Origin of the sequence: Chitinophaga japonensis (assembly GCF_007830125.1) — a bacterium.
In the GTDB taxonomy this organism is placed as follows: domain Bacteria; phylum Bacteroidota; class Bacteroidia; order Chitinophagales; family Chitinophagaceae; genus Chitinophaga; species Chitinophaga japonensis.
Window position 1 is genome coordinate 715,499 of the sequence record NZ_VLLG01000004.1, and the last position, 13,387, is coordinate 728,885.

Below are 13,387 nucleotides of genomic sequence, written 5' to 3' on the forward strand. Positions count from 1 at the left end.
TCGCAGTTATAGCGCAATAGCCCCGAAGCGAGTGGCGTTACTTGGCAATAACCATTACCAGGCCGATAACTTAACTGTGAACAGATCTCTTTTAAGGCGTCTTTGTAACGTCCTGGAATCCGTATGCCCGTTTAAAAAGAAACACTATGGTGTGCTCGCCGTAACAGGTGTAATGTATTGTATTCCGACAGACACGGCGGCGAAAGATCCCCCCGGGGCAGCCTGCAGGCCGGCTCCTGTAAAAGATACACTGCCGGACACCTTGCAATATCCCTTACAGGACAGGCATGGCGTGCGTTTGGCCGAGCCCGGGCTGCCCGCCATTGACCTGGAGGACCCTGCCCTCATCCGGCAAACGGTGGACTATGATCCAGTGACCCGTCAATACACGATCACGGAACATATCGGCAATCAATATTACCGCCATCCTACCCTCATGAGCTTCCAGGACTTTTACCGCCTGCGGTCCAGGGAAAGTGAACAGCGCTATTTTCAGCAGCGCGCCGCCACGCTGGGTACATTGAACCGGCAGCGCAGCGGCCCGGCCCTGTTCCGCGGCAACAGCCTGTTTGACCGGCTCTTTGGAGGTAACAAGCTGGATATAAAGCCGCAGGGCGATGTGTCTGTTTCCCTGGCCTACAGCGGGCAGTACATCAACAATCCGGCGCTGGCGGAACAGGCGCGCAGGAACGGCGGGTTTGATATGGACATGAGCATTAACCTGAATGTGACCGGGAAAATAGGCGACAAGCTGAAAATAACCACTGCCTATAACACGCAGTCCACCTTCGATTTTGAGAACCAGGTAAAACTGGAATATACGGGCTATGACGACGAGATCCTGAAAAAGATAGAGGTGGGCAATGTCAGTTTTCCCCTGGGCAGTAGCCTGATCAGCGGTATGCAATCGCTGTTTGGCGTGAAGACGCAACTGCAGTTCGGACGGCTCAGGGTCACCAGCGTGCTGTCCAGCCAAAAGTCGGAGAAGCAAACGCAGGCCATTACCGGCGGCGCGGTTACACAACAGTATTCCATAAAGGCATATGATTATGAGGACAACCGTCACTTTTTGCTGGCACAATTCTTCCGGGATACTTTTAACTATGCCATGGGCAATCTGCCGACCGTACGCTCCCTGTCATATGTTACCAGGATAGAAGTATGGGTCACCAACAAGACCGGCGCCACTACCAATACGCGCAACGTGGCCTGCCTGGCGGACCTGGCCGAGTACAGTCCCTATAACAAGGATGCCGTGCACGTGCTGGCCGGCGGCAGGCTGCCCTATAACAATCTCAATGATTTGTATGGCCGGCTGGCCAGTGATGGCGCCAGCCGCAATCCGGGCGCTGTTGTAAGCCAACTGCAGGCAATCGGCCTGAAGCCGGTACAGGACTTTGAAAAAACCTATGCCCGCAAACTGGACTCTACAGAGTATACTGTGAACAGACATCTGGGCTATATTTCCGTGAACGCCCAGCTCTCCCCGGACCAGGTACTGGCAGTAGCTTATGAATACAGTTACAATGGCACTACTTACAAGGTGGGCGAATTTGCGCAGGATGTGCCGCCGGACCCCGTCAATAACGCCAACAGCCGCATCCTGTTCCTCAAGCTGCTCAAAGCCACCGCTGCACAGCCGGCGCTGCCGGTGTGGGACCTGATGATGAAGAACATTTATTCCATCGGGGCTTACCAGTTGAGCAGCGCCGATTTTACCATGGACGTGTATTATAACGATCCTGGTTCCGACACCCGCGCGGCTGGCCTCAAACGCTATCTGCCGGATGCAGCAGGCAGCTATGCCGGCAAACCGCTCATTTCCATCCTGCACCTGGACAATCTGAACAGCAATAACGATCCGCAACCCGACGGCCGGTTCGACTTCGTGAACGGGTATACGATAAATGCCGCCACCGGCCACATCATCTTCCCCCTGCTGGAACCTTTTGGCAAAGACCTGCAGCAGGCGTTCGGCGGCAATGCCGCGCTGGAGAAAAAATACCTGTACCCGCAATTGTACGACTCCACCAAAACAGCGGCGGAACAATACGCCAGCCTGAACCGCTACCTGCTCAAAGGCAGCTATAAAGCCGGCAGTTCCCAGGAGATATCACTGGGTGCATTTAACATTCCTGTTGGCTCCGTAACGGTTACTGCCGGTGGAAAAACGCTGGTGGAAAACGTGGATTATACCGTGGATTATAACCTGGGCCGGATAAAGATCATCAATGCGGGCATACTTAACGCCGGTTCCGTTATCAATGTATCTTACGAGGACAGCAACCTGTACGGGCAGCAGGTGCGCAACTACCTGGGCACCCGCCTGGATTACACGGTGAATGACAGGCTTACACTGGGATCTACTGTCGTGCACATGAGCGAACGGCCCTATACCAATAAGGTCAACTACGGCGAGGACCCCATCAGCAATACCATGGTGGGGCTGGATGGCACCTACAATGCGGAATGGAAAGGGCTTACCCGCCTGCTGGACAAACTGCCGGCGTACAGCACCAAGGCCCCCTCGCAGGTAAGCGCATCCGGTGAGGTGGTACGCCTGTTCCCAGGCCACAGTAAGCTGATCAATGCATTTGGTACGGACGAAGGACTGGTATACATTGATGATTTTGAAGGAACGGAAAGTAGCTATGATCTTAAAATACCGGCTACTGGCTGGCACCTGGCCTCCACGCCTGCCGGCGCTACCGATGCGGCCGGCGCAATGCTGTTTCCCGAAGCGGCCCTGCACGATTCGCTGGGTTATGGCAAAAACCGGGCGCTGCTGGCCTGGTATGTGATAGAGCCTACACTGCAGGTACCCGGTGCCTCCGGCCTGCCCGCCAACATTACCGTGGATGAGCAGTCGGACCCTCGCGTACGCCTGGTATACCAACAGGAAATATTCCCCAATACCACTACCGACTACGGGCAAAGCCAGCTCACCACGCTGGACCTGGCCTACTACCCGGACCAGCGCGGCCCTTATAATTTTGAAACGGACCGGTCGGAAGTAAATACGGAAGGCGCCCTGAAAAACCCCGCCAGGCGCTGGGGCGGCATTATGCGGTCGCTGGACAATACCGACTTTGAGACCGCCAACGTGCAGTACATAGAATGCTGGCTGCAGGACCCTTTCATTAAAGATCCCGGCAGTAAGGGCGGCTACCTGTACTTTAACCTGGGCAATGTTTCCGAGGATGTACTGAAAGACTCCCGCAAGGCATTCGAGAACGGCATGAACAATCCGGCTGCGGGCAGCTATGACTCCACTGCCTGGGGACGGACGCCTTCCAGTGAACAACAGCTTACCCAGGCTTTTGATAATGATGCAGCCGTGCGCCAGTACCAGGATATAGGCTACGACGGCTTAAGTACCGGCAGTGAAACCGCCTACCGCAGCTACTACCTGCAACAACTGCGCAGCAACTTCGGCAGCGGCTCCGCTGCTTACCGGCAGGCCCTGGCAGACCCGTCCAATGACGATTACCACTATTACCGCGGCAGCGATTACGATGCACAGCAGTTATCCATTCTGGCGCGTTATAAAAGGTACAGCATGCCGGAAAACAATTCCCCGGTAGCTAGCGGCAATAGTGCTTATTCAACGGCCGCCACCAATGTGCCGGATGCGGAAGACCTCAATTTCGACAATACCATGAACGAAACGGAAGCCTACTACCAGTACCGGATACATTTAACTCCCGATATGGCGGCAGGCACGAATTACATTGTAGACAAGGTAAGCACCACCGTTACGCTGGCCAACGGCGGCACCGGCACGGAAACCTGGTACCAGCTAAAGATACCGGTAGACCAGTATGACGCGGCCATTGGCGGCATCACCGGCTTCCGGTCCATCCGTTTTATGCGCATGTTCCTCACCGGCTTTGAGGACTCCGTAGTGCTGCGCTTTGGCAAGCTGCAACTGGTGCGCAACCAATGGCGGCCCTATGCTTACGAGCTGCAAGCGGGCAGCGGCGACCCCGTGACCACCGATGATGCCACAGCCTTCAGCACTACAGTAGTGAATATTGAGGAAAATGCTTCCCGGCAGCCGGTGGCCTATGCGCTTCCGCCCGGCCTGCAGCGCCAGAGCACGCTCAGCAGCAACAATACTTCCCTGCTGATGAACGAGCAATCCCTTTCTCTGCAGATATGCCAGCTACAGGACGGCAGGGCCAGGGCGGTATATAAAACACTGGGCATGGACCTGCGCCGCTACCAGCAACTGCAGATGTTCATTCATGCGGAAGCCGTAAATGATGCAACCACGCTAAAGGACGGCGACCTGCAGGCCGTGATACGCATCGGCAGCGACTATACGGAGAATTTCTATGAATACCGCATCCCGCTCAAAGTAACGGCATTTGGCGCTACCAATCCTGCGGAGGTATGGCCCTCTGTAAATGAGCTGGATCTGGCGCTGACGGACCTGACCGGCATAAAGCAGGCACGCAACAGCGCCGGCGCTTCCACCACTGCCCTGTATGAAAAAACGCTGGAGAACGGGCATACCATTGCCGTGATCGGCAATCCCAGCCTGGGCGATGTGGCCGGCATCATGATGGGCGTGCTGAACCCGGCCAATGACGGCATGGCCAGGTGTACAGAAGTATGGTTCAATGAGCTGCGTCTTACAGGGCTGGATGAAAAAGGCGGCTATGCCGCGAGCGGTCAGGTGCATATACAACTGGCCGACCTGGGCACCCTGGCGTTGAGCGGAAACATGCATACGGCCGGCTTTGGCACGGTAGATCAAAGCGTGAACGAACGCTACCAGGACAACCTGGTGCAGTACGATGCCTCCCTGAGCCTGGACCTGGGCAAGCTGCTGCCCCAACAGGCCGGGATAACAGTGCCCCTGTATGCAGGCTACTCCCGCTCCTCCAGCATGCCGGAATATGACCCGTTTGACCTGGACATTCCCCTGAAAGAAAAACTGGCCCGTGCGCCTGCAGAGCAGCGCGACTCCATCAAAAGGCAGGCGCAGGACTTTACAGCCATTACCAGTATAAACGTGACCAATCTACGAAAGATCAGCAGGGGCCATAAAAAATTAAAGCCCTGGAGCATTGAGAACTTTGACCTGACCTATACCTATTCCGGCACCCGGCAGCATAACCCGCTGACTGAAAATTACGCGCTGACGAAACACCGGGGCATACTGGGCTACAACTATAGCACGGAAACAAAGTTCCGGGAGCCTTTCAAAAAACTGTTCAAAAGCCGGTCAAAATGGCTGGACCTGGTCCGTGACTTTAATTACAACCTGCTGCCCGACAACGTCAGCTTCCGCGCCGACATAGCGCGCCAGTTCAGCGCTACCCGCCTGCGCAATACCGGCAGCAGCAAGCAACTGGAGGAAACCGTCAGCAAGTACTTTACGTTTGACCGTTACTACGCGCTTAAATGGGATCTGACACGCCATCTCAGCTTCGATTTTTCCGCGGTCAACAACGCCCGGATCGATGAGCCGGAAGGCCGCCTTGACACCAGGGCCGCCAAAGACAGCGTATGGCAAAACCTCCTGCAGTTGGGCCGCACTACCGCTTATTCACAAGTATTCAACGGCACCTATACATTGCCGCTGGGCAGGTTCCCCCTGCTCAGTTGGATCCATGCGACAGTGAACTATGCTGCGCAATACCGGTGGACAGCCGGCTCCCTTGCCAACCGGGAGCAGGGTAATACGATCAGCAACACGCAGCAGATAATGTATACCTCGGAATGGAAACTGGCAGACCTCTATAACCGGTCCAAGCTCCTTAGGCAGCTCAGCTCCGGCAGGCAGGCGGACAGCGGGCATAGCATATCTCCCCTGCTTAGGGGCATCATCAAACCCCTGCTGGCTGTTAAGAAGATCAGCATTCATTATTCGGAGAACAGCTACACCACCCTGCCGGGCTATATGGACAGTACGCGCATGCTGGGCATGAACTGGCGCAGTATGCAGCCGGGGCTGGCCTTTGTGCTCGGCTACCAGCCGGACAGGCAATGGCTGGACAACCTGGCGCAAAAGGGCCTGATCACCCGGGACACGCTTTTTAATACCCGGTTCCAGCAACAGTTTACCCAGACCCTTAACATACAGGCATTGCTGGAGCCTGCTACTGGTATGCAAATTGACATCAGCCTTACAAAGGCTTTTTCAAAGGACCGGTCCGAACTGTTCAAGGACCGGTATGGCGGCGGGCAGTTCGAACACCTGGACCCTTATGAAACAGGCGGCTTTGAGGCCAGTTACATCATGTTGAAAACATGGTTCTCCGACAGATCTTTTGATAATTTCCAGCAATACCGTTCTGTCTTTTCACAACGCTACTGGGAAAGCAATCCCTATGCACAGGATGCCTCCCTGCCCATCTACGACACCAGTGATGCGGCTTACCGGTACGGTTACAGCCGTTACCAGCAAAATGTGCTGATATCCTCCTTCCTGGCCGCCTACACGGGACAGCATCCCGGCAAAGCAAGGCTATTGTCCGAATCCGCTGCGGATAACATACGGCATAACCCGTTCAGTAGCATCCTGCCTATGCCTAACTGGCGTATCACCTACAACGGTTTAAGCAAGCTGGAACCCTTCAGCCGGTACCTGCAAACGCTCACGCTCTCGCATGCCTATATTGGCAGCCTTAGCATGAATGCCTATAATTCCGCCGCCGGCTACAAGGATGAAAATGCATGGGGCTACCCCGGTTTTATAGACAGTCTTTCCGGCAACTATATACCCTATTACACTGTTCCCAACATTACGCTGGTGGAACAGTTAGCGCCCCTGCTGGGGATTGACGCCACTTTCAGGAATAACCTGGGCATACGCCTGGGATTTGCCAGCAGCCGTTCCCTGAGCCTGAGCCTTACGGACTACCAGCTTACGGAGACACGCGGCAGCGAAATAACGGCTGGATGCAGCTATCGCATAAAAGGGCTTACACTCCCTTTTGCCATCAACAGGCAGGGGGCACGTAAACTGAACAACGATCTTAACTTCCGGCTGGACCTGAGTTACCGGGACGACAAAACAGAGAACCGCCAACTGGACGGGAATGCAGATGTGATCACAGGCGGGCAAAAAACAATTGGCGTTTCTACAACGGTAGATTGTATGATCACCAACCGGGTAAACCTGCAGTGCTATTATACGCGAAACCAGCAGATACCGGCGCTGTCCACCGCCAGTCCTACCGTTGCTACTACAGGAGGATTAAAATTGCGGTTTATACTGGGACAATAAGAGGGCCATCTCCGCCAGCATGCCCACTACCCCGCCGATAATGCTGGCCACCGCGTCCATTACATCATGATGCCCCTTCCCGGAGAGCAGGGAAAACAGCTCAAAGCCATAGCTGATGCCTATTACCAGTCCGAATACGGCCAGGGATGCCAGGACCTGGCGCCCTGGGAACAGCAGATGCGCCGTTACCTGCAGCACGGCGCCCATTACGATACCTACAAAGAAGTGTTTCCATTTATCCGGCTGTATTTTCTTCAACATCCTCAAATGTAATAAAAACTTACTCCGGCGCATGCCTGACGCACTACACCCCGCCCGCCAGCTCCCTGATACCTGCCAGGTGATGATCATCATGCTCCGCCACAAAGTAGGCCAGGTCAATGATGCGCATCGGTGTCTTCATCCGTGGATGCAGGGCGGTGTTTTGCAATTGCGCATCACTTAAACCGGCAATCCTGCTGACAAAAGGCTGCCGCAGCGAGCGGAAACGTTGCAACAGGTCCGTGATGTCCGTTGCGTTGTGATTCGCGGTATGCGTTTGCCGGTTGGTAAGGTCCGCTGCCCTGAGCTCCGTAGTGCCATTTACCAGGTCCTCTACGCGGGCCAGCCACAGCGGTTCCAGGTCACCCAGGTGGCCAATTTCTTCTTTAATGGTCCACCGGTCGCCGGATCTTCTTGTCAGTACATCCGGCGCCATCCTGCGTACCATTTCTTCCAGGCGGGCAGGCGTGCCGGACAGGCGTTCGATAATGGCAGGCAGTGCGCCATTGTCTTCCATGAGGGGAAAGGTTCTTTCGAACCATGCAGTTCTTTTCATCCGTCAAGATTTGTTTATCATGATCAGGTTATCATGCCCGTTTCATAACCCTGCAAAAATAGGGAACCGGGGAATGGTATGGCATAACCCTTGTGGTGACATTCCCAAAATTAACAGATGAAAACACTAGGCATTATCCTGATCATTGCCGGCATTGCCATGGTCGTTATCCGCGGATTTTCCGTGCAAACCGAAAAAGAAGTGGTGGACATAGGCCCGCTGGAAGTGAATAAAAAGGAAAACAAGTGGGTAGGCTGGCCTACCTATGCGGGCGGCATTGTGGCCGTAGTAGGCGTGGTGCTGCTGGTGAGCGGCAGTAAGAAGCGCGCCTGAGCGACCCTTGTCTCCTGTTTTCCCGGCCAGGTTCAAAAATTTAAATAATTATTGTTTTACGATAATTATTTATAATTTTGCATCAATTCATAATTTCAAAACGATATGAATCTGGCTGTAAAAACTGTCTCAAAAACGCTTTACTACACCTGTCGGCTCCTGTCCCTGGGATACCTGGCCATTACTGCCTATGCCATATTCTGCCTGTTAAGCGGCGCCTGGATGGAGCTGCAGGAAGGCGGCAGGAGGTTTGTCATTACCTGGCCTTTTAGCGGCACTCCCTTCCTGCTGGGCCATTACAACCTGCCTTATATCCTGTTTGACTTTTTGCTGGTCACGGCATTTTACGGCTGGTTCTTCTACCTGGCCGGCAGCGTTTTCCGGCTTTTTTACCAGCCCCGTGTATTCACGGAAAACGGCGTGCGGCAGTTGAACCGTTTTTCCGGGACCAATTTGTTCTTACCGGCTGCGGGATGGCTGCTGGCGGCTATTTTTTCCTCCCTGGAAAAAGAAGCGCTGCTGCTGGTGGCCGTACATTTCATACTGGGCGTATTCGCCTGGCTGCTGGCCGCGATCTTCAAACAAGGCGTAAACTTACAGGGAGAACAGGATCTAATTATTTAAGCATGCCGATCATCGTTAACATAGATGTAATGCTGGCCAAACGTAAAATGCAGAGCAAGGAGCTGGCGGAAAAAATAGGTATTACACCGGCCAACCTGTCCATATTAAAGACCGGCAGGGCTAAAGGCATACGCTTTGACACCCTGGAGGCCATCTGTAAAGTACTGGACTGCCAGCCCGGCGATATCCTGGAATACAAAGCAGAATAATCCCGGCAACATATCATCCTTAAAAAAAGCAATGCGCTGCATTGCCGGGGATCTTATTGCCTAAACTTTTATACCATGAGCAGACTGACCATCCACCAATTAACAAAAACGTACCGAAACGGGGTGAAAGCGATCAACAACATTTCGCTGGATATCGGGAAAGGTATGTTCGGGCTGCTAGGCCCCAACGGCGCAGGAAAATCATCCTTAATGAAAACCATCGTGGGACTGCAAAAGCCGGACAGCGGCCAAATCCTGTATAACAACGTGGATATTGTGAAAGACCCCGGGTTCATTAAAAAGCAGGCGGGCTTCCTGCCGCAGGACTTCGGCGTGTACCCGCACGTCAGCGCGCATGACCTGCTCCATCATCTTGCGCTGTTGAAGGGCGTGAGCAAGCGACAGGAACGGACCGCGCAGGTCCGGCACCTGCTGGAAAAGGTAAACCTGGCGCAGCACGCGCACAAAGCCGTACATACTTTTTCCGGCGGTATGAAGCAGCGCTTCGGCGTGGCACAGGCGCTGCTGGGCAACCCGCAGATCGTTATCGTGGACGAGCCTACGGCCGGCCTGGACCCGGAGGAAAGGAACCGTTTCAACCAACTGCTGAGCGATATCAGCGAGGATATCATCGTGATCCTCTCCACCCACCTGGTAGAGGATGTCAGCAACCTGTGCTCCCACATGGCCATTGTGCGCAATGGTTCGCTGCTGGCGGCCGGCAGCCCTTCCCAAATGACCGCCGCACTGGAAGGCAGGCTATGGACCCGGCCGGTAACACGCGCTGAAGCAGACGCCTGCCATGCCCGTTACCAGGTGATCAGCACCCGGCTGGTGGAAAGAATACCGCACATTACCGTGTATGCCGAAACGCCGCTCCCGGGTTTCGCAGCGGCTACGCCCACCCTGGAGCATGTATATTTTCACACCCTTTACCAGTAAACACGCGCTCATGAAACATATTTTCCTCTTTGACCTGCAATGCTATCTCAGGCGGGCCGGCTTTTACATAGGTGGCCTGTTCTTACTGGCGGCCGGCATCTTTGCCGGGCTGCAGTTCAACCTGAGCGCCGGGGACGGTATTTACCTCAACTCCCCCTACTCCGTGGGGTTTACCAGCGGCATGCTCAGCCTTTCCCTTATTTTCATCGCTACTTTATTCACGGTACAACTATTGTCGCGGGAATCGGACAGCGGCTTTGCCGCCATTATGTACACCCTGCCGCTGAAAAGGCGGCAATGGGTATGGGGTCGCCTCCTGTCTGTGATTACGCTGAGCCTGGCGGGCTTCGTCCTCATTATGCTGGGGTTTGCCGCCGGGCAGTTGCTGAGGAGCGGGCAGGAAATGCGCCCCGGCTTCCGGCTGCTGCATTACGTATACCCGTTGCTGGTATTCGGGCTGGTAAACGGCCTATTTGTTTGCAGCGTGCTGTGCGCGGTGGGCTGGTATTCCGGGAATAAGCTGGTGGTGTCTGTAACCGGTATCCTGCTGTACATGCTGTACATGATCAGTCTCCTGTTCTCCAACTCACCGTTTATGGCGCAAAGCCTGCCTCAATCCGCTGCCGCACAGCAGGTTTCCGCCATTGCGGACCCTTTTGGCCTGTCTGCCTACTTCCTGTCCAGCCAGGAATTTACCGTGGCGCAACGGAACCAGTCCATTGTGCCTTTACAATCCTTTTTCCTGGTAAACCGGCTGCTGGTGCTGGCTGTGTCGGCCGCACTGTTCCTGCTGGCCGGGCGGGCATTTTCATTGTCCGAAAAACGACGCAGGCACAGGAAAACGGGCAGGCCCGCCGACAACCGGCCCGCCCCTGCGGCCCTTACACCGGGTTATTTTACCACGGCCGTCAAAGCAGGCACTACCGGGGGAATGCGCGCCCTGTTGTCGTTCGTTAAGCTGGACCTGGTATATGCGTTCAAAAGCATCCCGCTGGTCATGGCTGCGGTTGCCCTCCTTTTTTATACCGGTATGGAAATGTACGCCGCCATAGAAAAAGGCGTCCGCATGCCGCAGCAGTACGCCAGCTCCGGGCTGATGGCGGTCACTATTTCCGGCAATTTCCATCTGCCGGGTGTTTTCCTGCTCGCATACTTTGCCAATGACCTGTACTGGAGAAGCAGCGCCAGCCGGTTTGCGCTGGTAGAAAAGACCACGCGGTTTGCCGGAGCCAAAGCGCTGGCGCACTGGATCAGCAGCAGCCTGCTGGCATTGGGTTTCACCTTATTACTGGTGGCTGCGGGCATCCTGTTCCAGCTTGCGTACCGTTATCCTCATTTTGACGCAGCCGCCTACGGTGGCGCAGTGCTGTTTAACACCGGCCCACTGGTACTGACAGCCGGCCTGCTCATACTTGTCAACGCTGTCGCGGGCAACCGGTACGCCGCCCTGGGCATCTCGCTGGTATTTGTGCTGCTGACCGCCAGCCCGCTTGCCCGTAAGATACTGCCGTTCCCCCTGCTCCGCTTCCAGGGCGGCTACCCCGGCGTGTACAGCGATTTCAACGGGTACGGTATTTATCTTTCTTCCTTTGCAAAAAGGTTATTGTGCGGTTTTTGTTTTGTCAGCGCCCTCTGGCTGCTGAAGCGTATAACGGGAACGCATAAGCTGCGATTCAGCACCTGCCTGGCGCTGGCCGCCGTGACACTGGCAGGCGCTTATGCTGGCAGGGCCTTCCTGGATGGGTACGAGCCCGGGCGGAAAGAGGCCAGGCTGGCGGCAGCGATAGCGTATGAAAAGCAATACCGGTCCTGGCAGCACCGGCCGCAGCCGGTTGTTACGGACGTACAGGCCACGGTACAACTGTTCCCCCAAAGGCGCGCCTATACCATTGAAGGACACTACACCCTGCAGAACAAAACGCGCACGGCGGTGGACAGCATCCTGTTGAACTTTAACGAGGATCTCCGCCTTATAAAGGCCGGACTGTTGTACGATAGCGCCTGCCTGCCTATAAGCCGGCATGTAACCGCTATCCGCCTGCCCCGCCCGCTGCAGCCCGGCGATACGGCCGGCCTCCGTTTCACCGTTTCCTGCCAGTGGGCCGCCGTGAACGGGCACGACCCGTTCAACGCCATCCTGGGCAATGGCTCCTTTATGCGCATCAGCCGGTATTTTCCCCAGCCAGGCTACCTGGCCGGCAGGGAGATAACGGATAAGAACATACGCCGGCAATACCGGTTGGGGGCGGCCACCACGGAAAAAAAACTGGATGCCCCTAAAAGCCCGGCCAGTGATTTCACTCACCTGGACATGACCATATCCACGGACAGCGGGCAAACCGCCATCGGCGTGGGGGAACTGGTAGAGCAATGGCAGCAGCGCGGCCGGCATTATTTCCGGTACAAAACCCCTGAGCCAATCCCTTTCCGCTTTGCTATAGCATCCGCGGCGTACAAAACCCGGGAGCTGCGGCACAATGGCATCAGGATACAGGTGTACTACTGTCCCACGCATGCGGAAAATGTAGCGCACCTGCTCCGGAACGCCCGGCTGGCGCTGGATTACTGTGTACAGCAATTTGGGCCCTATCCTTACCGGAGCCTTCGTTTTGCCGAAGTATCTTCCTTTACCCGGGGCTTTGCAGCCACGGCCTACCCGGCCAGCATTTTCATGACGGAAGACATGACCTTTCATGCCAACATCCGGGCCGATCAACAGCAGGATGTGATCAACGAGCTGGCCGGGCATGAGCTGTCGCACCTCTGGTGGGGTAACAACCAGGTTGCGCCGGACGAGCGGGAAGGCGCCACCATGCTGACGGAAACCCTGGCCATGTACACGGAGCTGATGCTGTACAAAAAAATGTACGGCCGGGCCAGAACACTGGACAGGGTCCGGCTGCACCGGCAGATCTATGCAGCGGAAAAGGGATTTGCGGCTGCGCAGCCCCTGTATAAAGTGACCGCTGAGAACAGGCATATTTCCTATTCCAAAGGAGCGGTAGCCATGTATCTTCTGAGCGAGGCGGCCGGCGAGCAGCAGTTGAACCTGGCCCTGCGGCGTTTTTTGCAGCAGCACCGCTATCCCGCTCCCCCGCCTGATTCCAGGGACCTCCTGCAGGCATTTTATGCCGCAACCCCGGCGGCGCTGCATGGCAAAATTGATGCATGGTTCAAAGGCACCGGGCCATTGGACTGACGCAAAGGCCCCCGAAACACAAA

8 protein-coding genes are annotated in these 13,387 nt (G+C 55.5%); 6 read left to right on the plus strand and 2 right to left on the minus strand.

Annotation, left to right across the window (positions count from 1 at the left end):
- Nucleotides 1-172: 172 nt before the first annotated feature.
- Nucleotides 173-7,240, plus strand: coding sequence for a T9SS outer membrane translocon Sov/SprA (gene sov, locus LX66_RS20060; protein ID WP_145716869.1), 7,068 nt, complete (start codon nt 173-175; stop codon nt 7,238-7,240).
- On the opposite strand, the gene LX66_RS20065 is transcribed toward sov, so the two are convergent.
- Both LX66_RS20065 and LX66_RS20070 read right to left on the minus strand, forming a co-directional pair.
- Nucleotides 7,211-7,501: a hypothetical protein gene (locus LX66_RS20065; RefSeq protein WP_145716871.1), complete on the minus strand. Its 291-nt coding sequence runs from the start codon at nt 7,499-7,501 to the stop codon at nt 7,211-7,213. The two genes, sov and LX66_RS20065, sit on opposite strands and share 30 nt — an antisense overlap.
- Before the next feature lie 43 nt (nt 7,502-7,544).
- Nucleotides 7,545-8,057 (minus strand): DinB family protein, encoded by a 513-nt coding sequence (locus LX66_RS20070; protein WP_145716873.1) that lies wholly within the window; start codon nt 8,055-8,057, stop codon nt 7,545-7,547.
- A 117-nt stretch (nt 8,058-8,174) separates the two neighbouring features.
- On the opposite strand from LX66_RS20070, the gene LX66_RS20075 reads away from it, so the two are divergent.
- The 5 genes from LX66_RS20075 to LX66_RS20095 all read left to right on the plus strand — a co-directional run bounded on the left by LX66_RS20075 (nt 8,175) and on the right by LX66_RS20095 (nt 13,364).
- Nucleotides 8,175-8,390, plus strand: coding sequence for a hypothetical protein (locus tag LX66_RS20075; RefSeq protein ID WP_145716874.1), 216 nt, complete (start codon nt 8,175-8,177; stop codon nt 8,388-8,390).
- 105 nt (nt 8,391-8,495) lie between these two features.
- The gene (locus tag LX66_RS20080; protein WP_145716876.1) at nt 8,496-9,014 is read left to right on the plus strand and encodes a DUF2975 domain-containing protein; all 519 of its coding nucleotides are present in this window, start codon (nt 8,496-8,498) and stop codon (nt 9,012-9,014) included.
- A 2-nt stretch (nt 9,015-9,016) separates the two neighbouring features.
- Nucleotides 9,017-9,223 carry a helix-turn-helix domain-containing protein gene (locus tag LX66_RS20085; RefSeq protein WP_145716878.1) on the plus strand — a complete coding sequence of 69 codons (207 nt, stop codon included), beginning with the start codon at nt 9,017-9,019 and terminating at the stop codon, nt 9,221-9,223.
- Between the two features lie 75 nt (nt 9,224-9,298).
- The gene (locus LX66_RS20090) at nt 9,299-10,165 is read left to right on the plus strand and encodes an ABC transporter ATP-binding protein (RefSeq protein WP_145716880.1); all 867 of its coding nucleotides are present in this window, start codon (nt 9,299-9,301) and stop codon (nt 10,163-10,165) included.
- 10 nt (nt 10,166-10,175) lie between these two features.
- Nucleotides 10,176-13,364 (plus strand): ABC transporter permease/M1 family aminopeptidase, encoded by a 3,189-nt coding sequence (locus tag LX66_RS20095; RefSeq protein WP_145716883.1) that lies wholly within the window; start codon nt 10,176-10,178, stop codon nt 13,362-13,364.
- The last annotated feature ends 23 nt before the right edge of the window (nt 13,365-13,387 follow it).